The 25,359-nt window shown below is 53.2% G+C and carries 22 protein-coding genes; 7 read left to right on the top strand and 15 right to left on the bottom strand.

Annotation, left to right across the window (positions count from 1 at the left end):
• Nucleotides 1-4: 4 nt before the first annotated feature.
• Nucleotides 5-631, bottom strand: a complete 627-nt coding sequence (locus AMR42_RS11030) for a ribonuclease H-like domain-containing protein (protein ID WP_099533512.1) — start codon at nt 629-631, stop codon at nt 5-7.
• A gap of 579 nt (nt 632-1,210) precedes the next feature.
• Between AMR42_RS11030 and AMR42_RS11025 the strand changes: the two genes are divergently transcribed.
• The gene (locus tag AMR42_RS11025; protein ID WP_099533511.1) at nt 1,211-2,335 is read left to right on the top strand and encodes a D-alanyl-D-alanine carboxypeptidase family protein; all 1,125 of its coding nucleotides are present in this window, start codon (nt 1,211-1,213) and stop codon (nt 2,333-2,335) included.
• A gap of 24 nt (nt 2,336-2,359) precedes the next feature.
• Here AMR42_RS11025 and hpsE read toward each other — a convergent pair whose 3' ends face one another.
• The 4 genes from hpsE to AMR42_RS11005 all read right to left on the bottom strand — a co-directional run bounded on the left by hpsE (nt 2,360) and on the right by AMR42_RS11005 (nt 7,374).
• Complete coding sequence (gene hpsE, locus AMR42_RS11020) at nt 2,360-4,342, bottom strand: hormogonium polysaccharide biosynthesis glycosyltransferase HpsE (RefSeq protein ID WP_099533510.1); 1,983 nt, start codon at nt 4,340-4,342, stop codon at nt 2,360-2,362.
• Nucleotides 4,343-4,471: 129 nt separating this feature from the next.
• Nucleotides 4,472-5,161 carry a hypothetical protein gene (locus AMR42_RS19870; RefSeq protein ID WP_143473030.1) on the bottom strand — a complete coding sequence of 230 codons (690 nt, stop codon included), beginning with the start codon at nt 5,159-5,161 and terminating at the stop codon, nt 4,472-4,474.
• Between the two features lie 93 nt (nt 5,162-5,254).
• A complete protein-coding gene (locus tag AMR42_RS11010) occupies nt 5,255-6,154 on the bottom strand; it encodes a phytanoyl-CoA dioxygenase family protein (RefSeq protein WP_099533508.1) in 900 nt (299 codons plus the stop codon).
• A 182-nt stretch (nt 6,155-6,336) separates the two neighbouring features.
• The gene (locus AMR42_RS11005) at nt 6,337-7,374 is read right to left on the bottom strand and encodes a methyltransferase domain-containing protein (RefSeq protein WP_099533507.1); all 1,038 of its coding nucleotides are present in this window, start codon (nt 7,372-7,374) and stop codon (nt 6,337-6,339) included.
• Nucleotides 7,375-7,637: 263 nt separating this feature from the next.
• On the opposite strand from AMR42_RS11005, the gene AMR42_RS11000 reads away from it, so the two are divergent.
• Entirely contained in the window at nt 7,638-9,626 is a 1,989-nt protein-coding gene (locus AMR42_RS11000) for a long-chain fatty acid--CoA ligase (RefSeq protein ID WP_099533506.1), read from the top strand.
• A gap of 100 nt (nt 9,627-9,726) precedes the next feature.
• The gene (locus AMR42_RS10995) at nt 9,727-10,353 is read left to right on the top strand and encodes a hypothetical protein (RefSeq protein ID WP_099533505.1); all 627 of its coding nucleotides are present in this window, start codon (nt 9,727-9,729) and stop codon (nt 10,351-10,353) included.
• Between the two features lie 88 nt (nt 10,354-10,441).
• Here AMR42_RS10995 and AMR42_RS10990 read toward each other — a convergent pair whose 3' ends face one another.
• Both AMR42_RS10990 and AMR42_RS20455 read right to left on the bottom strand, forming a co-directional pair.
• Nucleotides 10,442-11,626, bottom strand: a complete 1,185-nt coding sequence (locus AMR42_RS10990) for an NAD(P)H-quinone oxidoreductase subunit H (RefSeq protein WP_099533504.1) — start codon at nt 11,624-11,626, stop codon at nt 10,442-10,444.
• Nucleotides 11,627-11,775: 149 nt separating this feature from the next.
• A complete protein-coding gene (locus tag AMR42_RS20455) occupies nt 11,776-11,925 on the bottom strand; it encodes a hypothetical protein (RefSeq protein WP_158234451.1) in 150 nt (49 codons plus the stop codon).
• A 182-nt stretch (nt 11,926-12,107) separates the two neighbouring features.
• Here AMR42_RS20455 and prmA point away from each other — a divergent pair, with 182 nt between their 5' ends.
• Nucleotides 12,108-13,001, top strand: a complete 894-nt coding sequence (gene prmA / locus AMR42_RS10985) for a 50S ribosomal protein L11 methyltransferase (protein ID WP_099533503.1) — start codon at nt 12,108-12,110, stop codon at nt 12,999-13,001.
• Between the two features lie 52 nt (nt 13,002-13,053).
• Here the strand turns inward: prmA and AMR42_RS10980 are convergent, their stop codons facing one another.
• From AMR42_RS10980 to AMR42_RS21165, 4 genes are all read right to left on the bottom strand, one after another.
• The gene (locus AMR42_RS10980) at nt 13,054-13,305 is read right to left on the bottom strand and encodes a hypothetical protein (RefSeq protein WP_099533502.1); all 252 of its coding nucleotides are present in this window, start codon (nt 13,303-13,305) and stop codon (nt 13,054-13,056) included.
• Nucleotides 13,306-13,636: 331 nt separating this feature from the next.
• A complete protein-coding gene (locus AMR42_RS10975; protein WP_099533501.1) occupies nt 13,637-14,839 on the bottom strand; it encodes a GNAT family N-acetyltransferase in 1,203 nt (400 codons plus the stop codon).
• Between the two features lie 252 nt (nt 14,840-15,091).
• Complete coding sequence (locus tag AMR42_RS10970) at nt 15,092-15,694, bottom strand: cytochrome b (protein ID WP_099533500.1); 603 nt, start codon at nt 15,692-15,694, stop codon at nt 15,092-15,094.
• Between the two features lie 52 nt (nt 15,695-15,746).
• Entirely contained in the window at nt 15,747-15,890 is a 144-nt protein-coding gene (locus tag AMR42_RS21165; protein ID WP_190529200.1) for a hypothetical protein, read from the bottom strand.
• A 41-nt stretch (nt 15,891-15,931) separates the two neighbouring features.
• Between AMR42_RS21165 and AMR42_RS10965 the strand changes: the two genes are divergently transcribed.
• Nucleotides 15,932-16,531 carry a DUF3177 family protein gene (locus AMR42_RS10965; RefSeq protein ID WP_099533499.1) on the top strand — a complete coding sequence of 200 codons (600 nt, stop codon included), beginning with the start codon at nt 15,932-15,934 and terminating at the stop codon, nt 16,529-16,531.
• 150 nt (nt 16,532-16,681) lie between these two features.
• Here the strand turns inward: AMR42_RS10965 and AMR42_RS10960 are convergent, their stop codons facing one another.
• The 3 genes from AMR42_RS10960 to AMR42_RS10950 form a co-directional block, all read right to left on the bottom strand.
• On the bottom strand, nt 16,682-19,606 hold the full coding sequence (locus tag AMR42_RS10960; protein WP_234406951.1) for an ATP-binding protein: 2,925 nt from the start codon (nt 19,604-19,606) through the stop codon (nt 16,682-16,684).
• Between the two features lie 607 nt (nt 19,607-20,213).
• The gene (locus AMR42_RS10955; RefSeq protein WP_099533497.1) at nt 20,214-21,629 is read right to left on the bottom strand and encodes a cell wall metabolism sensor histidine kinase WalK; all 1,416 of its coding nucleotides are present in this window, start codon (nt 21,627-21,629) and stop codon (nt 20,214-20,216) included.
• 451 nt (nt 21,630-22,080) lie between these two features.
• The gene (locus AMR42_RS10950; RefSeq protein ID WP_099533527.1) at nt 22,081-22,530 is read right to left on the bottom strand and encodes a YlqD family protein; all 450 of its coding nucleotides are present in this window, start codon (nt 22,528-22,530) and stop codon (nt 22,081-22,083) included.
• Between the two features lie 371 nt (nt 22,531-22,901).
• On the opposite strand from AMR42_RS10950, the gene AMR42_RS10945 reads away from it, so the two are divergent.
• Nucleotides 22,902-23,771: a DUF4114 domain-containing protein gene (locus tag AMR42_RS10945; RefSeq protein WP_099533496.1), complete on the top strand. Its 870-nt coding sequence runs from the start codon at nt 22,902-22,904 to the stop codon at nt 23,769-23,771.
• Between the two features lie 257 nt (nt 23,772-24,028).
• Here AMR42_RS10945 and AMR42_RS10940 read toward each other — a convergent pair whose 3' ends face one another.
• On the bottom strand, nt 24,029-24,313 hold the full coding sequence (locus AMR42_RS10940; RefSeq protein ID WP_099533495.1) for a cupin domain-containing protein: 285 nt from the start codon (nt 24,311-24,313) through the stop codon (nt 24,029-24,031).
• Nucleotides 24,314-24,467: 154 nt separating this feature from the next.
• On the opposite strand from AMR42_RS10940, the gene AMR42_RS10935 reads away from it, so the two are divergent.
• On the top strand, nt 24,468-25,359 hold an 892-nt coding region (locus tag AMR42_RS10935), incomplete at its 3' end, for a DMT family transporter (RefSeq protein ID WP_234406950.1).

Raw genomic sequence — 25,359 nt, 5'->3', positions numbered from 1 at the left:
GCCTTTAATGCTCGAAAATATTCTCGTATTGCAGCAAATCGAGTTGCACGATCGTTTGAAGAGCCACAAAGCATTGTTGGGCCAATTCCCAACGTTCTTCACGCTGCAACATTGCCATTAATTTCTGTCGAGCACTGAGCAAATAGCGCACATCATTGGAGGCATATTCCAATTGAGCCACCGATAAATTCACCGCATTGCCCCAATCGGAACTCTGCTGGCGTTTATCCAACTCCACCCCTTCCAGTTCATTAATCAGGTCTTTGAGGCCATGTTTGGGGCTGTAGGTGCGGGCTAATTTACTAGCAATTTTGGTGCAAAAAATGGGGTTCGTGGCAATCTCCAGGTGGTATTGCAACATGGCCACATCAAAGCGGGCAAAGTGGAAAACCTTCTCGATCGCTTCATTTTCCAAAAGCTGCTTCAGGTTTGGTGCGGCAGTCTGCCCTCGGGCAATTCGCACCACGGCCACTTGCCCCGCCGGATTACAAATCTGTACCAAACAGAGGCGATCGCGCCAGGGTTTAAGGCCCATGGTTTCCGTATCGATCGCCAGGGCAGAGGCTTGGCGATAGTCAGCCAGGGCTTCCGCTGATAAATCTTGTTCAAAAACCTGGAAATTTTCTAGCATTTTCTTCAGAAATCACGGATTAAATGAATGTTAATCGAATTGGCATTAATTGAATTGAATTGACACCAACCCAATTCCTTGGGCATTCACCCAATTGCAGCCTTTCCCTGAAGCCATGGTTAGGTTCCATCACAGATGCCATGAATCAGTGATTGGGTGGGCCATGATTACCCTGGAAGGCACTCAATTCGTACTAGCCAGCTTGGTACTCGCCAACTCGAAATTCACAAAATTGGCAATCCCCAAATTAGCATTAACCCAATGGGCAATTCGCAAATTAACATTATTCAATTAGCAGAATTAACTCAATCTAAAGAAATAGCCTGTTCATCCACCCATAAGCGCCTAAAGCTAACGCACAGAGCAAACACCCAGAAATAGCCTGATCCGAATTCCGAAGCCCCGGTGCTCGCGCTGCGATCCTGAACAATCAGTTCCCTATGGTTGCGGTTCAACTTCCGGCTGACGGTTAAATAAGGGCTGATTTTTTGGTCTTGGGCCCATGGCGCGGATGAATATCCCTAGAATGGGGGCGTAGTTTTTGCTGCAATCGTCTAGCACGCGCCCCAGTGGTTCAGTATGGATGCTTCGGATAGGGCTGAGAAGGCTGAATCGAACCAAACTGCCAAGCCTTCCTCGGCGGCGGGAGTTGGCCCCCAAGTGTCAAAACGCTCGCGCCCCGATCGCGCTTCAGAGTTGGAAGCTGGCTTGCTGACGGTGATGGGCAGTGCCGAAGTGCCGGAAGCGGTACGCGATGCGAATCAACAGGCGGTGAATGGGCCGGCGCGGCCCCAGGGGCGGCCCTGGCTGGGTATTTTGGGGGGATTGTTGGGTCTCGGGGCGATCGCGGCGGGCGGTTTTGCCTACCTCTGGTCAGTGCGGCAGTTGCCCAATACCTGGCAAGCACGCTTAGACCAAATGATCGGTAGCACCCCCAGCCCCACGGCTCCCGCCAGCCCTACGCCGGATCCCAACTCCCTGTTGGGCCATTTGCCCTACGAAGAAGCACCCCAATCGGAACTTAGCCCCATTAGTAACGATGGCCAGATGCGATTGCGGCGATCGGCAGCTCGGGCCTATCGCTCCATGGCCGCTGCGGCGCGGGCGGATGGGGTGAATTTGGTGGTGCTGTCGGCGTTTCGCTCCGTGGAGCAACAACAGTCCGTGTTTTTTAACATCAAGGCTGCCCGCAACCAAGCGGCTACCAAGCGGGCTGAGGTGAGTGCGCCCCCCGGCTATAGCGAACACCACACGGGCTACGCGGTGGATATTGGGGATGCCAATGCGCCTTCAACCAATTTGAATCAGAACTTTGAACGAACGAGAGCTTTCCGCTGGCTGGCGGATCATGCGGCTCGGTTTAATTTTGAGTTGTCGTTTCCGGAGGGCAATCGTCAAGGGGTGTCCTATGAACCTTGGCATTGGCGCTTTGTGGGCGATCGCAACAGTCTGGAAACCTTCTATAAGGCTCGTCAGCAAGGGGTTGAACGATCGGAGAGTGGCCCCGCTGGGACTGAGGTTCCTGAATCTACGCCAACTCCAACCGATCGCCCCGGTTCGCCCTCTGGGTCTGATGAGATGGACTCCTCGATCGAGTCGCGTCCTGATGCGGTGGATCAGCAAGATCGCGAAAGCCAGGATTCTAATAACTCGCAGCCTAATAACTCGCAGCCCTCTCCTCGCTCTCTGATCGATCGCTCCTAGTCGATCGCTCCCAGTCGATCGCACCTAGATCTTAGGCTTCCGACCCCCAGGCAATCGGAGTTGCGCCAAGGGACTGAGGGCACAACCCCAGAAAAAAGCTTGGCGCACCGTGGCAGTCAGTGCGATCGAGGGATCGGCATCTTGGCGCAAGGATCGCAACTTCAGCACTTTGTAGCCATTGGCAACCATGATTCGCAGCGCCAACCCGGGCCAGGCGATCGGGGGGGTAATAATCCGTTTGAGGGCAAAGGTCGCCAACCCACAGGCCCGGGCCAGGCGAATGAGATAGGCGCGATCAAGTCGCCAAGCGGGAATTTGGTGATGGGTTTTTAGGCGGGGTGCAAACCAAATTTCCCAGCCCGCCCGCGCCAGATACAGCAAGGGTTCATAATCATCCCCCTGCACGAAGCGGCCGGCTAATTTCCCGCTTAATTGGGGTTCCGGGGGCACGGTGGCCAACCAAGCAGCTCGATTGACAATCAACGCCGCAGCGGGCGGGAGGCGCAACTGCTGGGCCAGGAAGGGGCCGGGGCGATCGGCAAACTCAGGATAGCTGCGAATGGCTAAATAGCCTTCCAAGTCACGCAGGGCCGGCGGCGGGTCGATCGCGTAGGCTCCCAAGACCTTGCCCCCAAAAGCCCCGACTTGAGGATGAGCCTCCGCAAAGGCGATCGCCTCCCGTAGCCAGTCCGGTTCCGGCCAGTTGTCATCATCCAAAAAGGCCACCCAAGGGGCCGCCGTCAACCGCACGGCCCGTTGTCGGGCAAAGGCGGCTCCTTGGCGTGGTTCTTGGCTGATATGTAAAGGGCAGCGGTTCCAAGTTTGTTGAATTTGGCACAGTTGGGCGATCGTACCGTCACTGCTGTTGTTGTCGATCGCCCAAATTTCCCACCGCAAACCGGGCGGAATCTCCAGAACTTGGAGCCGATCAAACAGGGCAGGCAGTCGATCGGCTCCGTTGTAAATCGGAATCGCGATCGCAATTTGGGGAGTCAAGGGCTGCGACGAGCCGGCCGCCCGTTGGACCGCACGGGCAATGACTTGGCGATCGCCCCGTTGCTCTCGATCACGAAACCAGCGACCCATCACCCAAGGACTGGTTAGGGTGCTGATCAGGAGCGATCGCTCGCAAACCAACACCGGATCTCGCGATCGCCAACCCCCCGGATGTTGCAGCCACCAGCGCAACAACCGACGCAAATCCGACAAACCATAGAACCACAGGATCAGGAATCGGCGCGATCGATCCACCCGCAACAGCCGCACCACATAGCGACTCCAGCCAATTCCCTGAGCAAAAGAGCGGAGATAATCGGCCGTGAAGCGAGTTACCGGCAGCCGATGACTGAGGCGCAAGCTGGGGCAATAGGCCACAGAGTAGCCCGCTCGTTGGAGATAGACCAGCGCTTCCAGATCTTCGGAAGTGAGCCAGGTGTTTCCCGTTCGCCCGCCCAAAATTAACCGAGGTGGCACGGCCGCCAGCCAAGCGGCCCGACGCACCACCAACCCCGCCGAAGGCGGCAACAGGCCGCGCCCTGGCTCATACACAAACGGCCGATCGCCCCGATCGACAATGGCAAAGAGCGATCGAATCCGTGCAAATCCCACCGGCTCCGGCCCCTCCAAAACCGGCAGGATGCGCCCCCCAAAAGCCCCCACCAGGTTTCGATCGACCCAATCACCCTGGGCAAACTGCCACACCCGAGCCACCCAATCGGGATCCGGCACGGTGTCATCATCCAAAAAAGCCACCCAAGCCGCACCCGATCGCGCGATCGCCCGCTGCCGGGCAAAGGCCGCGCCCTGTTGTGGCTCTTGATCCCAATGAATTCGAGGCGATCGAGCTTGGAAGGCAGCCACCACCTCCCGGGTGCGATCGTCGCTATTGTTGTCAATCACCCAAATTTCCCAGTCGATCGCCTGGGTCTCCACCTGGGCCAACAACGCCTCCAGAACGATCGGCAGGCGATCGGCCCCGTTATAGGTCGGAATCGCAACAGTCAGCACAGAATTGGATTAGGAAGTTCTCAATTCAATACATTTGGCCATGGACTGAACTCGAACATCCGGAAAATGGCCCATTAACCTGCAATTGGCAATCGGCCGCACCACCATGCCCAGGGGTCAATCCAGCGCCTAGCCCCGAAAAGCATGAATGGCCGCTTCCACATCCGACCACTCCGCCGGGCCCCGATCGGGTTTCACAGGATAGTGCTCAGAATCGCGGGTGATGGCAAAAGTCCGCTTTGGCTCAACCGGCGGCCCATCATAGTCGTGCTGCACTTCGATAAAAACCCCGATTTCCTGAACAATGCCTTTGAAATAGCGCAGAGCAAAATCTAAAGACACGCCATGACGATGCAAATCAACCAACACATCGGTTGGAATCACATAGCAAATTTCCCGCAACAACCAACGCGCCTTGAGCGTCGCTTCCCAAAATGAGTAATGAGCAACGCAGAGGTGTAGGTAGTGATCCTCGTTGATATATTGTCGATGCCCAATTAAGGATGCGGAATTAGACCAGTTGTATGGAGTCCAGATCTCTAATTGTGCACCTGAAATGCAGATGCGACTAATTTCAGGAAAGAGATGTCTAGTCCAGTCATCATCTTGAATATTTTGAAGAAAATGTGATGAATAGACGTAGTTAACGCTACTGTCAGGAAGAGGAATGCTGTCAACGGTTAAGTTAAGAACATAATCAACACCTGGTTGTCGAGTGATATCAACCCCAATGGTTCCTTCCCGTTTGCAACTGCCGCAGCCTAGATCCACTCTAAACGGACTTAATTTTCTTGAGGTTAACCCCACTTGAGTCATCATGATTAAGACGCAGCAAAAGGATTTACTAATGTTGAAATGGTCTGGATACAGTCGAGCACAGAAACCCAAATTGAGTAGTAATTCAAAACGCTGTCAACATGATGGCTTTCCAAACATTCTCTCTATTTCTCTAGATTTTGTTCGCTCCGCTGTTAACTCTGCTTCAGAAGGGCGCTCAAACACGAAATATTTCCCTGGCTGGTCATGATACTTGTGCTCGGCAGTGTAGGGCATGTCTGGCCGATGCTGGATGCTAGAGTAATGCGTGATAATAGTTGGGCGAAGAATTTCCGAGTCTTTTGGATAGCTTCCGCGATGTAACAGCCATCCATGCCAGATCAAAACATCTCCTTTTTTCCCACACCAAGTCACAGGTTTAATGCCCTTGCGGGGTATTTCTTCCTCGTAAAGAGGAGTGAGAATTTTTTCAGAATGGGAAGGCCAAGCTGGATCATCCCGTAGATCAGGCGGCAGCGCTGCTAGAATTCTTTCTCTACGACAAACTTCCCAGCGATGAGAACCGGGCACAAACTCAAAAGGCCCGGCATCTGGATGGATGTAATCGAGCGCAAACCAAACTCCTGCATAGTGAGCATTGACTCCTACAGGGTTTAAATAGTCATCTTGATGCCAATTTCGCTCAGTTGACTTCCAGTTGGTCAAGTTCAGGTGCATGGCCATTTCATAGCCAATTAATTCCTGAAGCTTATGTAATAAAGGTGGGTACAAGCAAAGATCTTTGATCTCATCTACTTCTAAGTAAGGAGTAGGACTGAAGTAGCCGATTTTGTTGACTCCTAGAATTTCTTGAGTGAAGCGCTCACAATATCGATCAATCAGATCGTGAGGAATGAGATTTTCAATGATGAGGTAGCCATATTTGCGCCAATATTCTTGGTCAGGAGTCAAATTAGGAGGGGCAACGACGCGATCGAGCGGAGGGCGCTCTGAGTCGGGTACAACATCTGTGAACTGGCTGAGACTATATTTCATGAAAGAAGTCTTAAGTGTAGGTCAGCAGTCGACGTAGGTCAGCAGTCGACACGCTCAGTGTATATCACTTAAAGCGTGCATAGTTCGAAATCGTGAAGATTTCTTCATTCAGTCTGATTACGGTGAGTTTTAGAACAGTCATAACATTCATTAGCAAAAATGAGTTATGCAGCTCGATCAAGCTAGAAGATTACAGGCTTGTGGCTTGTGGCTTGTGACTGGTTAGTGGACTGATTTTTCTGAGGTTCAGGGTAGTGGCTACTTTCGCCAACCACGTCCGTCAGTGGTGCATTCCAGCAAAAAACATTTTCATCAAAATCTCGAACTTTTTGTGCCAAAATTGCAACACCAGCATAACCCCTGTGCAGAGGGAGGTCTAGGCACTCTAGTGGATTCTCCATATACATTCGTACTGGTGAAGTCATAGAGCATGAGAGGACTCTAAAGCCAACTGCCTCAGAGAAAAGGGCTTTCATTCCTTCACTAGAGAATCGCCAGAAATCCCATGGCATCTCATGGATAGGCCATGCTGGGTGAGTTGCATGGAAAGTAATACCACCGGGTTTCAGTAGGCGGTTAATCTCTAACGCAACCCGCCAAGGCATTGCCAAGTGTTCGAAAACTGATCCTGAGAAAATGGCATCAAATTTTCGATCACCAAAATAGCTTGCGAGTCGGTGAGCATCTCCAACAACGTCTGTATTTTCATCTTTGTAGTAATCAAAGCCTGTATATGATTTTGCTTGTTGAAAATGAATTCGCTGACTTTGAGATCCTGGTGAAACAATCCGAGAACCAATTTCTAGAACATCTAAATGGTTGTCATTGACAATTTTTACAAACTGGTCAAAGAGATTTTGCTCTCCTTCTTGAGGCTGGAGTTCGTCTCTATGGTTGGGTTTGTCTAGGCTGTAAGGGACTTGCCAAATATAGTTGCCACGATCACTCTTTAACTGAAGCTGGAACCGCTCTGGCTGGTTTTTCTTAAAACAGGCAGTGAAGCCACAATTTTCAGGTGGAGAATACTGCTTCAACGAGCTTGCAATGTCCTTGCGACTATGCCAGGAAAATTCATGAATCTCAGCCTGAGGCATAGTTAGGTTTATTTCATGAACTGCACTCTCCTTTCCTACAACCCACCCTCTGACCCAATACCACAATCCCTCTGACCAGGAGATGTCGATTCCAATAATGCAATTCTCGGTTTCATAGACTGCCATAGGGTACTGCTCGACTCTGAAGATTAGTCAAAAACTAGGCGCTATCATATCACCATCTTCAATAAGCATGATTGCTGGGAGCTGGCTCAGTAAGTATGATCCTTATGATCTTAAAGACAATACCTGGGCAACAAGGCATCAGGAATAATGGGACTCACGCTCTTTCTTATTGACCTGATCGCCTGAGGGGAGTTGCTGAAGCGGCAAATGACCCGATAGGGTTGTGTTGCTTTGTTGATCGCCTGTTTTAGCACCCCTTTGCCATGATTGCTTCTGCCTTTGCCGAATCGGAGCTATTTCCCCAGGATCGGGCCCAGATGGGCCGTGCCGTGGACTATTCGGGCGCACAAAATTTGACTCAGGTGTGGGTGCGGGCAGCCCAACGCTTTGGCACGTTGCCGGCCCTGCGCGATCGCCACTCGTCACCAGCACTGGAGCTGAATTTTGCGGAACTGCTGGAATATCTGCAAACGTTTGCGGCGGGACTGCAAACGCTGCTGAGTCCTGAGGATGCCAGTGCGCGGGAGGAGGCGGGATTGGTTGTGCCGCCTCGGGTTGCGCTGTTTGCGGACAATAGTGCTCGGTGGTTTGTGGCGGATCAGGGCACGATGGCGGCGGGGTTTGCCAATGCGGTGCGGAGTTCTTTGGCGGAAACGGAGGAGTTGCGCTACATCCTGGCGGACAGTGAGGCGCGGCTCTTGATTGTTGAGAATCAAAAGACGCTGAATCGGTTGGCCGATCGCCTGGGAGATTTGCCTTTGGTGGCGATCGTGTTGTTGTCGGATGAGGAGCCGGTGCGATCAGGCGCGATCGGGGATGATGTGTTGCTTTTGAATTTTTTGGCGTTGCTGGAGCGGGGGCGCGATCGCCTGAAAACTCACCCCTGGCAACCGCCCCAACAGGATCCAAAAACCCTAGCCACCCTGATCTATACCTCCGGAACCACGGGGCAACCGAAAGGGGTGATGTTGTCCCATGGGAACTATCTCTATCAGCTCAGTGCATTCCGGACGGTGGTGGCTCCTCAAGCGGGCGATCGGGTGTTGACCCTGCTGCCCACCTGGCACTCCTTTGGCCGGATCGGGGACTATTACTTGCTCTGTCAAGGTTGCGTTTTGGTTTACACCAACATTCGCCAGCTCAAGGCCGATCTGAAAACCCATCGGCCCCAATACATGATGGCGGTGCCGCGTCTTTGGGAGTCAATTTATGAAGGGGTGCAAAAGCAATTCCAATCCCAACCGGCCAGTACCCAAAAAATTGCCCAAACCTTTTTGGGGTTCAGTGAGCGCTACGTGCGGGCCAAGCGCCGCTGGCAAGGGCTGGAGTTGCGATCGAAACCGGCGGCGGGTTTGGAAAAGTTGTTGGCGGGGGCACGGGCGATCGCCCATTGGCCGCTGCATCGACTGGGCGATCGACTGGTGTATCAAAAAATTCGGCAGGCCACCGGGGGCGAGCTGCAATATGCCATCAGTGGCGGCGGTTCCTTGGCAACCCACCTGGAAATGTTCTTTGAAATTGTGGGGGTGAATGTGCTGGTGGGCTACGGTCTGACGGAGACTTCCCCGGTGCTGACGGTGCGGCGCAACTGGCGAAATTTGCGGGGAACTTCTGGGCTGCCGCTGCCGGCCACGGAGCTGCGATCGGTTGATCTTGAAACCCGCCAGCCGCTCCCGGTGGGCGACAAAGGCCTAATTGTGGCCCGGGGCCCACAGATTATGGCGGGTTACTTTGGCAAGCCGGAGGCAACGGCGAAGGCGATCGACTCGGAAGGCTGGTTTGATACGGGAGACTTGGGTTGGCTGTCGCCGATCGGGGACATCACCATCACCGGGCGAGCCAAGGACACGATCGTCCTAACCAATGGGGAAAATATTGAACCCCAGCCGATCGAGGATGCCTGTATTCGCAGTCCCTACATCAGCCAAGTTGTGTTGGTGGGTCAAGACCAAAAGACGCTCGGGGCTTTGATTGTGCCCAACCAGGAGGCGATCGCCGCTTGGGCCGCAGAACAGGGGCTTGATCCGGTGGATCTCCAAAGCGATCGGGTACAGACCTTGATTCGAGATGAGTTGGCGCGGGAAGTGAAAAATCGCCCCGGCTACAAAGCAGAGGAACGGATCAGCACTTTTCGTTTTTTGGCGGAACCCCTGTCGATCGAAAATGGTCTGTTGACCCAAACCATGAAAGTGCGGCGAAACGTGGTGTTTGAGCGGTTTGCAGACCTGATTGCTACCATGTTTGACGGCTAGCCCCCTAGGGCGATCGCAGCCTCGGCCAAGGGCCGATTCCTTGGGTTGAGATCGCCCTTGAAACAGCATTCAGAAACCAGATTGCTTAGAAACCAGATTGATGTTCCAGGATCCAGCTTTGTTCAAACATTTCCTTGGGCGGGCCGCCTTGCTCTCCGTGCTGCTCTGTACCGGCGGCGCGGCTCTGGCGGGCGATCGGGCTGTGCTGCCGGATTCAACCAAACAACCGATTCAGGTCAAGGAACGGCGAGTGGAGCTTGTCCCGATCGCGGATCTGTTAGCCAATCCGCAACGGTGGGTCGATCGACTCATTGAAGTGCAGGGCCGTTTGCAACCCAGCCCGAATCCGCAAGGGGCGATCGGCTGTACCCGCATGGCCTGTCCTTTTCCCAGCAGCGCCCAGCCCGGTGACCAGCGAGATTGCAATCGCTGCCAAGGGCCCGCCGGATTGCGAGCGGGGTCTCAATGGCTAGCCCTCAGCAATTTACGGTGTACGGGTGTTGAACAACTGACCTTGCGCCCGGGCGGTCAGGTCGATCGCACCATTCGTTGGGAAAGTGCCCGACTTGAGGATCAAGCCTGGAGCCTCGATCGGTCTTACAGTGCCGTGGGGACGTTGCGGCGCAGCACTGGCCCCGGAGCCAATCGCACCCAATACGAATTTGAAATTCGATCGCTCACCGTTCTGGGGCAAGGTTCTTCTGAGCCAATCCCCGGCCTGTGGTAGCACCATTAAAAAAGCGAGATCATCTCAAAGGACGACCTCGCTCAGAACTCAATTGGAATTCAATTGGAATGCAAATGGGTTGGCAAATTTAGCGATCGACTGATCCCATAATCACGTCGATGCTGCCCAGAATCGCCATGATGTCCGCCACCTTCACGCCCTTCAGCAAGTGCGGCAGGATTTGCAAATTGGTGAAGTCCGGAGCCTTGATCTTGAAGCGCCAGGGGAACACATTGTCATCGCCCACGATGAACACACCCAGTTCACCCTTGCCGCTTTCGAGGCGCACATAATGTTCGCCCTTGGGAATCTTGAACGTGGGAGCCAGCTTCTTGCCAATGAATTGATAATCAAAGCCGTTCCATTCGGACTTCGGCCCACCCAGCATCCGTTGGGCTTCCAGGTTTTCGTAGGGGCCGCCCGGGATCTGATCCAGCGCTTGCAAGAGCATCTTGTTCGACTCGCGCATTTCCCGCACCCGCACCAGGTAGCGAGCGAAGCAGTCGCCGCCGGTTTCCCACTGCACATCCCAGTCCAGTTCGTCGTAACACTCGTAGTGGTCAACTTTCCGCAAGTCCCACTTCACGCCCGAACCACGCAGCATGGGGCCCGAGAGACCCCAGTTGATTGCTTCTTCGCGGCTGATCGTGCCAATGCCTTCCACGCGGCGGCGGAAGATCGGGTTATTGGTGATCAGCTTTTCGTATTCGTCGATTTTGGGCGCGAAGTAGTTGCAGAAGTCGCGGCACTTGTCGATCCAACCGTAGGGCAAGTCAGCGGCCACGCCGCCCATGCGGAAATAGTTGTTGTTGATCAGGCGTGCACCCGTGGCGGCTTCCCACAGGTCATAAATCATCTCCCGTTCGCGGAAGATGTAGAAGAAGGGGGTTTGCGCACCCACATCGGCCAGGAAGGGGCCAAGCCACAGCAGGTGGTTGGCGATTCGGTTCAGCTCCAGCATGATCATGCGGATGTAGCTGGCGCGGCGGGGCACTTCAATGCCGGCGAGCTTTTCGGGAGCGTTAACCGTGATTGCTTCGTTGAACATCCCGGCAGCGTAGTCCCACCGACTGACATAGGGCACGAACATGATGTTGGTGCGGTTTTCGGCGATTTTCTCCATGCCGCGATGGAGATAGCCAATGACGGGTTCGCAGTCGATGACGTTTTCGCCGTCGAGGGTGACGATGAGCCGCAACACGCCGTGCATGGACGGGTGATGGGGGCCCATGTTCACGACCATCGGTTCGGTTTTGGTTTCAATCCGGGTCATAGGATCGATCGGTCTCCGTTGGTGGTTGCACTGGGCATCGCGTGTGGGCGATCGCCGCGTTAAACAAGTCGGTGGCTGGGCGCACGACCGGTGGATGGCGATGGAACACCGCTTGCCATTATCAACCGAAATTGCGGCGGACTGGCGGATCAGTGGGGAGCGATCGATTGTTTTTTGTTTGATCGCCCATAATCGCGGTTGCCGGTCATGGCAATTACGATGGCAATTACGATGGCAGTTATGGGTAAGTTGCCCATCATCACCCCGCTGGACTCCTCTTTGGACTCCTCATCGGTCATTGGTCTTACATCAATCCTGCTTAATTCTGGTTCATGCTGATTAATCCTGCTGGATCTTGATTCTGCTCAATTCTGGTTAATGAATTCTGGTTAATGTTTAATGCCTGATGCCTGAGGAATCGCAAGGGCCATGGGACAATGAAGCGACAGAAATTCAACAGCGCCCCTTCAGGACTTGATCCATGGCTAATAGTTGGTGGGAAATCAACATTCGCTGCCACCCATTACTCGAAGACACCGTTTATTGGCGAACTCAAGATTTTGGTTGCCGAGGCACCTCTAGCCAATATAAAGGCAAGAATTGTTTGATTTCCGCCTATTTGCCCCAAGAGCAGGCGCAACTCTTAGATCTTTCTGCCCTGGCGCTTTGGTTGCGCCAAGATGCCATTTTGGCCAATTTGCCTGAACCAACGGTCAAATGGAATTTGATTGATGAAGAGGATTGGTCGAGCAGTTGGAAAGAACATTGGCAGCCGCAAGAAGTGGGCGATCAGTTCTTGATTTGTCCGGCTTGGTTGGATGTGCCGGAAGCGGGTAAGCGGGTAGTGGTGCGTTTGGATCCGGGGGTTGCCTTTGGCACGGGGGCCCATCCCACAACGCAACTCTGCATGGAATCGATGGAGATGCGCTTTGACGGCCAGCCCACAGAGCAGATCGTTGCAGACATTGGTTGTGGGTCGGGAATTTTGGCGATCGGGGCGTTGTTGGTGGGGGCCAAAACTGCCTACGCGGTGGATATTGATCCCCTATGTTTGCGGGCAACCCAAGAAAATATTTCGCTGAACCATATTCAGCCCGATCGGGTGCATCTGGAGCAGGGATCTTTTGAGAAGTTGCAAGAGATGTTGGGCGATCGCAAAGTGGATGGCTTTTTCTGCAACATTTTGGCGGAGGTAATTGTGGATTTGATTCCGCAATTAGAACAAATTAGCCATCAAAAGACTTGGGGAGTGTTGAGTGGCATTTTGTTAGATCAAGCCAAGGCAATTTCTGACACGTTGGAACAAAGTGGTTGGATTGTGGCCACGCTGTGGAAGCGTCAGGAATGGTGCTGTATTAATGTGCGGCGATCGTAAAGAATTTGATCGCAGATTTGATCATGGATTTGATCGCAGATTTGATCACGGATTACAGGTGGCTTTGGGCTGCGCAAAGTCGGGTAATTTGGCGCTTGGGACCCACGGAAACCAAGTTGCAACTGAGGCGATCGCCCTGGCCCACTTGGCTCAATTGTTGTTTGCCCGCTTGCCAATGGCTGGCCATTTGGTTGAACCAGCGCCCGGCCAGGTTTCCAGATCTGGCGGAGGCCACATCTTCAACGGTGGCCACCGCGATCGACCCCAACAGAACCATGCTCGCGATTTGAATCAGACGCTTCATAAAAACGGGCACTCCAGCGGATCGTAGCCAGAAATTGAATTCACTCAACAACACCAGCCGATCGGGGTGATTGTGCTGCGATGTTCATGGGTTGCGGCGCTCAGCGTTGAATCGCAGGATCGCTCAGCCTGACCCCACAGCCCGATCCCTGCAACACCGCTGCTACAGCCTTACTGTTGAATATGCCCTGCAACGGGACGATCGCTTCAGGTAGAAGGCCAGTTTAACAACTGCGTGAAGGTTCTGCTGCAAAACGGCTTAAAGACTTGCTTAAAGCCTTGCTTAAAGTCTTGATTCAAGTCTTGATTCAAAAATTTGCTGAAATCTGGATTTAGAGTTTTAGTTCTGGCTGAGCTTGGCTAAACGGCAACTCAGCGTTAATGGCATCAATTTGTTGTTGTTCGTATTGGTTAATTTCATCAATATAGGTTCGCAAAATCCGATCGAGCCGGGGGTGATAAAGCCGGTGCAGGCTGTGGTTGGGGGTTGCCGGGAATCCGCGCCGCCGTTTGTGTTGCCCCCCTGCGCCGGGGTCAAAAAGTTGAATTCCGTGAGCGATCGCCCAGTCGATCGGCTCGTAATAACAGGCATTGAAGTGCAGATGGTCAATTTCCCGCGTGCAACCCCAATAGCGACCGTAGAGTCGATCGCCCTTGGTGATGCAAAAGGAGAGGGCGATCGGGTGGCGATCGTCACCGTGGGCATGGGCCGTAAACAACACCACGCGATCGGCTAATTGATCAGCCAAATCCACAAAAAACTTGCGCGTTAAATATTGGCTGCCGCCCCAAAACTTCTCGCAAGTGCTGCTGTAAAAATCATAAACCTTGGAAAAATAGCCGTGGGGAATTTGTGAACCCTGCCAGGTTTTGAACTCCAAGCCACTATTCACCATGGATTTTCGCTCGCGTTTGATATTGCGGCGCTGATTGGCATTAAAACTGGCTAGGTAATCTTCAAATGTTTGATAGTTATTACTCGTCCAAATGTAGCTGTGATGTTTCCAGGTAATGAAATTACCCAAGGATTCCATGAGTTGTTGCCATCGGGGATCCACGAACAGAAAATGACAGCCAGACACATGATGTCGGCTACAAAAATGATCGATCGCTCCCAGCATCATTTCAGTGATCGCCCGTTCATCTTCAGCGGAGTCAATTAAAAATCGATAGCCTTCCGCTGGCGTAAAAGGGGTCATGCCTAACAACTTGGGATAGTAATCAACCCCTAGGCGATAGGACAAATCTGCCCACTGCTGGTCAAATACAAATTCGCCATAACTGTGTCCCTTGAGATAGAGGGGAGCTGCGGCCACCAACTTTCCCGATCGGCGCACAACCAAGTGGGATGGCAACCAACCTTCCTGCGGAATTGCGCTGCCCGATGTTTCCAAATTATTCAACCAAGCCCATTCCAAAAAGGGGGTTTTTAGGGGTTTGGCTAATGCATCCCACTCCTGCGGACTCAGATCCGCCATCCGACTAACCCAAGAAAGTTCGTAGGCAATTTGTTCGGTGGTTGCGGTTTGGGCCATGGTTCACAGGGCGATCGAGGGGGGCTGATCTGTTCAAAATGATGCGCAATCGGTGCTGATAGGTCAACGGCAGCGCTTTCGATACCCTAGCGCGATCGCCCTAGGCTTTCAAGGCAAGTGAGACAAATGACAAAACCCCGGAAGGCGGAGCGGCATCCATCTTCCGGGGCTTTCTCACCGGGGGCGATCGGCTTTCCTCAAATGATTGGAGGTCACTGAAGATGACTGGCGATTGCTTGAAATGACTTGAGATTACTTGAGAGCCGTTTTGGAATTGTTGGATGATGACTTGTTCCAAAAACTTGTCCAACGCCGCCACAGAGCACGAACAACTTTCCATTGATCGATCGCGTGGGCAATCACAAACACCAAAAAGCTATAGGAAAACCAAAAGTGTAAGCCACGCCCCAAATCCACCATCTCAGCATTTTGGGGAAACAGCTCCGGCACAACAATGCCAAAAAATTTGACATTATTAGGCCTCACGGAATTAGACAGAAAAATACCCGTGACCGGAACCACAATCATGAAGCCATAGAGGCTGCTGTGCAGCAGAAATACGCGCCACCAATGGGTGGACAGTTTGGGCAGCCGACGGGAATATTTTCGCCACCAAACTCGGAACAACAACAGCACCCGTCCCAGCAACAAACCAATGGTTAAAATCCCGATCGACTTGTGGAAATCATAGAAACCGGGGCGAAAGGAAACCTCGCGCGGCAGTTGCGCCATGAAGGTTCCTCCCACAAACAAAACGAGATAGGCCAACGCCATCCACCAATGCAAGGACATCAAATTTTGGAAGGCATTGTTGAGGCGGCGTTTGGGTGGAGCAACCTGGGCAGAATCAGCCATGACGTTTGGGAGTTGGTCATCATTAATTAGCCATAATCATAACGAGTACATATTAAATTGTGGGTACTCGCAGCCACTTGGGGGGATTCAGCCAAACCGGTTGGGCATCGTCGGGGCGATCGCCATCCACAGCGCGGCCCATAAGGGGAAACAGCGCGGTAGCATAGAGTGCGCCAAAGTGTGCGACACAATGCACACCCAAAACTTCAAAATCTGTCGGCTCGATCGCCCCTTCCTATGGCTGAAAACTGGTTGGAATCCTTGGTTTGGACGGACTACCGCGTGGCGGTTTTGTTTACCGTTTTGATACCGCTAGGGCTGTTGCTGTGGGCGCTTGTGGCCAAGGCCGACGCGCTGCAAAAGCTGATGGTGATCTATTGGCGGGTTTCGAGCCTGCTGGCCATCACGGTGTATTTGATGATTGGCTCTTTGCCCGTGAGCTTTGTGGCGGCGCTGGGGGCGCGGGTGTTGATTCCGCTTGGGCTGTGGTTCTGGGTCGATTTAAATGAAGAAATTGACGACCAACCCCAAGGGCAGCTGAAGTTTGTGTTTAAGGCTTGGCGCTGGGCCATGACCATTTACTGCGCGATCGGGACGGTGGCGCAGGTGTTGACCTTGCCCTGTGCCCTGAAGCCCAGCGAAGTGCTGGTGAAGGATGCGGCTTGCCGTGTTTGGTTGGAACCCACTTGGCTCTATCGGGAATATTTCCACAACAACACCAATCCCAGTTTTCTGGGCGTGTTGGGGGTTCTAGGCTTGGCGATTTATGTCATTTATTTGGCCTATTTTGTGGTGTTCCGGCTGGGCAAACAGGGGCGATCGGCAACGGGGATTTAGGGTTGGTGATTGAAGCCCTGTAATTGAAACCCTAGGATCTTGATGTTTCCGTTGCCAAATCTTGAGGGCAAGGGACTAACTGTTCTGGCCCGGGGCGATCGGGACTTGGATTGGGATTGAGATTGGGATTTGGATCTGCGAGGCGATCGCCTAATCTTCCACAAATTGCCGCATGGGAATTTCAATCAAAAAGCTAGTTGAATGATTCAACTCCGATCGACAAGTTAACCGGCCGCCATGCCTTTCCACCACAATCTGTTGGGCAATGGAGAGACCCAAACCGGTTCCCTTGCCCACATCTTTGGTGGTGAAAAAAGCATCAAACAAATTTCGTTGCACCTCAGGGGAAATTCCGGGCCCATTGTCCGTAATCACAATCTGCACCGTTTCGGGATCGGCCAAGGTGGTGGTGATGGCAATTTGCGGCGGTTCCCGATCGCCCCGTTTGTCCTCATCGATCGCGTCGATCGCATTGGTCAGCAAATTCATAAACACCTGGTTCATTTGCCCCGCGTAACACTCAATTGGGGATAGCTCGCCGTAGTGTTTTTGAATCTGAATCGCTGGGCGTTGATCCGTAGCCTTCAGTCGGTTGCTCAAAATCATCAGCGTGCTATCCAAACCCGCGTGAATGTCTACGCTTTTCACCTCCGCTTCGTCCAGCCGCGAAAAGGTGCGCAAGGACAGAACAATTTCTCGAATGCGATCGGTTCCCACCCGCATTGATTTCAACAGTTTGGGCAAATCTTCCTGCACAAACGTCACATCAATTTCGTCCGCCAGCTCCAAAATTTCCGGCGTGGCCTTGGGAAAGGCCAATTGATAGGCAACCAACAGCGCCAACACATCTTGCACATAGTTGCAGGCATGTTCGAGGTTGCCGTGAATGAAATTCACCGGATTATTAATTTCGTGGGCCACCCCCGCCACCATTTGCCCCAAACTGGACATTTTTTCCGTTTGAACCAGTTGTGTTTGGGCTTTTTTCAACACCGTCAGGGCTTCCGATAGTTGGGCGGTACGTTGTTTCACCCGCTGCTCCAAATCCTTGGCCAAGTCTTGCAGGGCGGCTTCGGCAGCTTCGCGATCACGCACTTCCTGCTGAAGTTGCAGGTTTTGGTTGTCTAACTCCTCCTCAGCCAGTTCGCGACTCTCATCGGTCAGAACCCACCACCAGACCGCGATCCCCGACAAAACCAGCAACATCGCATACAAAACCCCAAAGGTTTCCAGCAGCGGCATTGATTCAGCATCGGGTTGCGCGAGGGGCAACTCCGCGATCGGCCCGAGGGTATAAACCAGCGCAAAAATTGCCCCCAGCAGGGCCGCCATGGCCGCAAACAGCCCCAAGAAACGCACCATCCGCTTGCCCAACCGCAAAGACAGGCGATCGCCAAAAATGGCCTGGGCCACAATTGCGGCCAATCGCACCTGTTCGCCTGCGGAGGGCTTGCAGGAATCGTGACAATGGGCATCCAGACTGCAACAGAGGGAGCAGATGTGGCCATCGTAAACGGGACAAAAGGCCAAATCCGATGGCTCATACTCGTTGTCACAAACGCAGCAACTGACCAGGGTGGCGGCCGGAAAATTCAAGCGCACTTCATTGGGACGCGCGATGTAGTAGCGGCCTTGGGTTGCCCAGGCGATCAATGGCGACAGGCCGAAAGCAATCCCCAGGGCCAAAAACGGCGCATAGGCCCGCAGTGTTTCCCCAAAAAGCCCCACAAAAGCCACCATGGCAATGACCGAAGCCACCACCATCGAGCCAAATCCCACGGGGTTGAAGTTGTAAAGATAGGCGCGTTTAAACTCAACGTAGGACGGACTGAGCTTGAGGGGTTTGTTAATCACCAAATCCGCCACGATCGCCCCAATCCAAGCGATCGCCACGTTGGAATAGAGACCCAACACGGCCTCTAGGGTTTCAAAAACCCCCAACTCCATCAACAGCAGGGCGATCGACACATTGAACACCAACCACACCACTCGCCCGGGGTGGGAGTGGGTGAGCCGCGAAAAGAAATTTGACCAGGCCAGGGATCCCGCGTAGGCGTTCGTGACGTTGATTTTGATTTGGGAGATGATCACGAAAAACACCCCCACCGTCAGCACCACTTGGGGATCGTCAAAAACGGTGGCGAATCCGGCCAGATACATTTGAATTGGCTCCTTGGCCTTAGCAAAGGAAGCCCCATGCTCGATCGCCAAAGTGGCCAAAAAGGCCCCGCCCAACTGCTTGGCTGCTCCCAGCACAATCCAACCGGGCCCCGCCGCCAACACCGCTAACCACCAGCGAATCCGATTGTTGGGGCCACATTCCGGCAAAAAACGGAGATAGTCTACCTGTTCGCCTAACTGGGCAATGAGCGAAAAAGAAACGGTGGCCGCCGCGCCAAACAGCAAGGGATCAAAGGCGGCTCCGCTGGGGGAGTTTCCGGCAAAGTGCAGCCAGCGATCGAGGGCGGCCGGTTCCTTGAGGCCCACAAACACAAAGGGCAACCCCATCAAAATCAGCCAAATTGGTTGCGTCCAAAACTGCAACCGCTCGATCGCTGTGATGCCATAAAACACAATCGGCAGCACCACCAAAGAGCAAAGGATATAGCCCAACCACAGGGGAAGATGCCAATAAAGCTCTAAGGCTTGGGCCAGGATTGCCGCTTCCAGCGCAAAGAAAATGAAAGTGAAAGAGGCGTAAATCAGCGAGGTAATGGTTGAGCCAATGTAACCAAAGCCTGCGCCCCTGGTGAGCAAATCAATATCGACATTGTATTTGGCGGCGTAATAGGAAATGGGAATTCCAGCTAGGCCAATCAGCAGCCCTACCACCAAAATTGCCCAAAAAGAATTGCTGAATCCATAGCTAATCACTAAAGATCCACCGATCGCTTCCAGGGCCAGAAAGGAAATTCCTCCTAAGGCCGTATTGGCAACTAAAAACTCCGACCACTTCCGAAAAGACTGGGGTGCATAGCGAAGGGAATAGTCCTCGATCGTCTCGGTGGCGACCCAAGCGTTATACTCTCGACGCTTCTGCACAACCTTTTTGCGGGGCATATACGGGGTCGTCATAGCAGGTCAAAAAGATGACAGAATGGAGCAATTCATATACGGAGACGATTTGAATTCCCTTGAGCGGGAAACTAATCGATTGCGTTGGTTGCCGAAAACGGGCGATCGCGGCAATGGGCAGCAATTATGAATAACCATGAATTTCATGGATTTATGGCTAAAGCCGGGTTACACCAAATTAGATGGGCGATCGCATCAACGTTCGGCATCAACGTTCGACATCAACGTTCGGCATCAATACCCAGGTAAGCGATCGAATGAATGGTCGAAGAGACTGCTGCATCATAACTAGCCCATGGTTCTACCCTACCGCGCTCTAAGGACTGACGATCGGGCTGATTCTTGGCAGCAGAATTATTGATTATTTATTAATCATATCAATGATATCAATCGTTTTTCGGCTGCTTCTAAAGTGTTGCTCGATTGTCTCAGAGTTGGCCATATTCACAGCGATTAAACATGCTCAACTGAGTTGTCCCTTGGTTTTAGTATTCCTTGAGACAGTTTGCTGAAGATTTATAAATTTCTCTTCATTAAAATTGCGAATTCAGGTCAGTTAGGAATAAGCCAAATGTGCTAATGGCGCGTCCCTATGGTGCGTAATTGCCTAACTGTTCTGATAGCTACCGGCCTCCAGCGGGGGTTCAACCAAGCTGGGCAGGGTGATGGTGACGGTTGTTCCCCGATCGAGCTGACTATCGAGGCGGATCTGGCCCTGGTGGACTTGCACGATCGCCTGGACAATGGCCAGCCCCAACCCCGACCCGGCAGATTGACCGGTGCGATGGCGCGATCGGGCCACATCGGCACGGTAGAACCGATCAAACAGATGGGGCAAAGCTTCCGGTGCAATGCCAATGCCGGTGTCTTGGACTTCGAGTTTTAAGGTGGGTTTGCGCAAGTCCCGATCGAGCCGCACCCAAACCCGCCCACCCGACGGCGTGTATTGAATCGCGTTGCCAATCAAGTTGGTGAGCAGCCGCGCCAACTGATCCCGATCGCCCCGCACCATCCAGGCCCGCTGATCGGGAATTTCGCTGAGTTCGGGAATCAATTCCAATGCTTGGCGGGTGGCCAGGGCCATTTGCTCCTCGATCGCCTCCAGCAGCAATTCCGACAGATCCACCATTCCCCACTGGGGTTGCACAATGCCGCTATCTTGGCGGGCCAAAAACAACAGATCGTCCACCAATTTCCCCAGACGGCGAGTTAACCGTTCGATCGCTTCCAACTGCGATCGCTCCATTTGGGGGTTGGTTTCCGCCAACGCCACCTGCACATTGGTTTGAATGGTGGCGATCGGGTTGCGCAGTTCATGGGATGCATCGGCCGTAAATTGCCGCAAGCGTTGGTAAGACTCGCGCACCGGTTCCATGGCCAACCCCGACAACCACCACCCGATCGCCCCCACGGCCCCAATCAACGCCACCACCCCCAAGCTCAGGTCGATCGCCAACTGCTGGGCCGGCTTGGTGACCTCAAACCAAGGGTGACTGACTCGCAAATAGCCCAAGGGTTGCCCACCCAGCGCAATGGCTTGAGTGCGTTGCCGCAACACCAACGGCGGTTCCACCGGCCCCCGCCCCTCGGCTGACTTCCCGGGCCCGTCGCGCAACACTTTCACCGTTTCACTTTTGCGAGTGGGATGCAGGGGAATGGTCAAGGGTTCCGCGAAGCTGGTCCAAAGCTGCTGGCCCGTGGGGCTAAACCACTCCAAATCAATTCGATCGTCTTCCACATCATTCCAAACCGTGCCCGTGTTGTCCCGAAAGCTGGCTTCTAGGTTCACCCGGGCCCGAGTAATCATCTGCTGTGGATCGATGGCGGCCAGGTCGCGCACCTGCACCGATTCAATCACTAACGATCGAGCCACCAGTTCGATCGCATGTTCGATCGTGTCATCTACCCGATCGACCAGCGTGGCCCTCGCGTAACCATAAAAGGCGATCGCCGCCACCAGCACCAACACTGCTGTTACGGTCGCGTACCAAAGGGCCAGCCGTCGCCGCGTTGTCTGAAACACGATCGTCCTCGAATGATGAGTAGTTGCATTCTCCCCAATCGTAATTCATTCGATCGGCTTGATTTAGCCTCTAAATTGACTTGAGCTGGCTAGTTAGTTGATTTTCTGGGTAATTTTTGATTAACTTCCTGATTAATTTCTTGATTAACTTCTTGATTAAATTTATTGATTCATTTTTTAACTAAACTGATTAATTAAATTTATTTTTGAATTACAACCTTTACCTAGAATGATCGGTACGTTATACCACAGATACTATGAAGCCACTATTAGGTGGACAATGCCCACCCTACAGCTAACTGTGCTTAGTAATCGAGGCAAAGGCTGTAGTTGATTGAATTGGTTGATTGAATTGATCGGTTTAACTTGAAGAATTTAGATTGACTTCATCTCATAAATAATGAGCAAATCGTGGGGTGTAAACTTCACACCCCCAAAAAACGCAACCTAGTTACAGTTCACCACGAATTTCTTCAACAATGCCATCCCGTAGCAGAATTTCAACCTGCATCTTGTCAATCAAATTATCACCCTGTTGCACCTGAAACAGGCTTTCCATTTGCGTTTGAATTACTTCCTTGTCCAGCTCCAAGGAGTGAACCCGATTGAGCTGTTGCAAAACTTGGTTTTTTTGCTCCAGCATTTGGGATTTCTGTTCGTTCACCTGGGCCTGAATATTTTCAATTTGGCGAGTCACTTCCGGGCCGGGCGGTTGAATGCTCTGACGCTGAATTTCCGCGATCGCCCGCTGACCTTGGGTTTCCAGTTGCTGTAACTGGCGATCGAGCTGGTCAATTTGCCGCTGCAATTCAACCTGCGCATCTTCCTTCCAGCGCGGCGTAACAACGGCCTTCACAATCACAGGGCGCTTGAGCCACAGGCCCGCTGAAGTCGTATCCATGGGAGTTTGCACGCTTGAGGTGTCCTGGGTGTTGATCATCGGTCTCAGTGTTTTTGCATCGGCCAGAGACCATGGCCCGGGCGCGATCGTATCGCGGGACTGTGAGCCATGGCAATCAACCCTTTGCCCCCTTCACTTCATATTGGCTCGTTAATCGGCCATTGGCTTGACCAAAAATTCATCAAAAAACTCAGGAACTGCCCCTACGATCAGGGGAGAAAGTATTAAACCACTCGGGTGTGTCTCCGGTTTCTAGCCATCAGATCAAAGCTTCAATTGCAAGCTAAAGTAATTTTTTATACTTGCAACGATTCAGGCGAAACCGCTCTCTAACTCTGCGACCGTTCCACTCTCTGACATCTTCTCCACTCATGCGTAACCACATTCCTTCCTTCCTGCTCAAAGCAACCGTCACCGCCTCCGTAGCAACCCTGAGTGTTGCAGCCGGATCGGCCCAAGCATTTGACATCAATCCCCGTAGCACAGCACCGGATTACTTCCAAGAAGTGTTGCCCTCCATGGCTCCCTTCGTAGGCAAGGAAGCTCGGAAGTTAGACCCCAACGAAATTAAATTTCGCACCTTGGATGAATCGCTGCTGCAACTGAAGCATGACCACGATGTGAAGGTTTACTTCCTCGGTGAAACGGCTGGCGGCTATCGCAACCGTCTAGACTTTGCCACCACCGGAACAACGGTTACGGCGCAGACGAAGATTTTTGGGGACACCTCTTGCAGCCCCAGCCAAAGCAAGACCTTGGTGAACTTCAGCGGTTTTTGCCAAAATCCGAACGCTGCTGTCGCAGGGCGATCGGTTCAAGACAGCCCCCTGAACGTGGGCGATTGGGTGAGCCTGGGCAAGTTCAAGGCTGGCACGATCTTTGATTTCAGCCTGGTTTCCAACTGGATTAATGGCGGCATTTCCGGCAAGGATGTGCGCACTGGCAAGACGGTTCCGGGTCAGTTCCGGGCCAATGCGAAGGACAATCCCGATGGCAAGCAACATGCCATGTCCTACTTCTACGAAGATTTGCTGGTGCTGGCTTTTGAAGACCTGTGGGGCGGTGGTGACCAAGACTTCAACGACACGGTGTTCGTGATCGACTTCGGCCGCAAGAACAACCGTGAAATTGCAGGGGTAGCCACGCCGGAACCGACGATCATGATGGGTCTGGGCCTGGTGGGTCTGGGTCTGGCTGGGTCGGCTAAGCGTCGCTCGCGCAAGTCTGATACCGCATCCTAGGGCTTCGACATCTGCGGATAGCAGGAGTTGGGCTAGGGTTGCTGAACTCTCCGGGTTCTGAAGTCTGAACAGTCAGGATTTTGCAGAAATTGAACTGAGTCGAAGTTGATCAAAAGACCCCGGGATTCTCAATGATGGGAATCCGGGGTTTTTCTAATGTTATTGATCAGGTGCTTCTGATCAGAGGCATTGAATCAGATTCTGGTCTGGGCCAATCTTGAGCCAAATTTCCTAGCCAAATTTTCTGGCCAAATTCCCTAGCCAAATTTGTAGTGCTTGCGAATGGCTTGAGTGATGTTCCATGTGCAAGCCAAACCGACAGAGAAGGTGACCAAATCGCCTTTGCGAATGGTGACGGGTTCACCGCCCTCGGGGGTGACGGTCACTTCACCTTCAAGGATGTAGCAAGTTTCCGCTTCATCATAGGTCCATGGAAATTCTGAAACTTGTTTTGTCCAAATGGGCCAGTTGTACACGTCCAAGGCCGCGAGTCGATCGGGAGTGGGGTGCGATTCAAGCTGAATAGTAGTGGTTGTGCTCATGGCAAAACATGGAAAAACACTAGAGAATTGATGGCGATTGTAGGACGGGATGGATTGCACTTGGCCAAGGGGCGGGATTTGTAAAGATCGGCATCCCTAAAGATCCGCATCCCAAAGAGCAAACTCAAACAATCAGCATTCAAAAGGTCGGCACTTGAAACCCCCAACTCACGCCGCTGTGAATTCCGATGCTGGACACCGGGCCCGATCGCTCCGGTGGGGAGTGCTGTTGGCGGGAATGGCGGCCATTTCAACGGGGGCGATTTTTGCTCGCTGGGCGATGCAGTCGGCAGGGCGATCGGACTGGGGATTTGGCCTGTGGTTGGCGGCGGGACGGGTGACGTTGGCGGCGCTGGCGGTGGCTCCGGCTTGGCCCCAAACCGGGCGATCGCCCCGATCGGCCTGGCCTTGGGCCGTGGGGGCGGGGGCTTGCTTGGCGCTGCACTTCGTCTGTTGGCTCAGTTCTTTGGGTTATACCTCGATCGCCGCTTCCACCGTGTTGGTGACCACCACGCCGGTTTGGGTGGCCATAGCTACCAGTGTTATCACGCAGAAATTTGCGGGTTGGATTACCTGGGCTGGCCTGGCGATCGCCTTGGCGGGCAGCGCCGTGATTGCCCTCAGCCAAGATGCCGGGACGATCGGCAGCAATCCTCTGTTGGGGAATGGGTTAGCCTTGGCAGGAGCCTGGGCCGCAGCGGGCTATCTGCTCCTTGGGCGGGTTGCCCAACAACGGGGACTGACCATTGGTTCCTACGCGGCTCTGGCCTATGGCAGCGCGGCCCTGTTGCTGAGTCCGCTGGTGGCCCTGTGGGGCGGCGGTTGGCAAACCATCACCCCCACGACGGTGCTGGCGATCGCCCTGTCGGCGTTGGTTCCACAACTGATTGGCCACACCAGTTTTAATTGGCTGGTGACCCAAATGCCGCCCCTGTGGGTCACCTTGGCTATTTTGTTTGAGCCGGTGGGGGCCAGTAGTTTGGGCTGGGTGGTGTTTGGGGAACAGCCGGGAATTGGCGTGCTGTTGGGGGGCGTGATTGTGTTGC

The organism is Limnothrix sp. PR1529, assembly GCF_002742025.1.
Lineage (GTDB): Bacteria > Cyanobacteriota > Cyanobacteriia > CACIAM-69d > CACIAM-69d > CACIAM-69d.
This window is presented reverse-complemented; position numbering and strand designations above follow the sequence as displayed.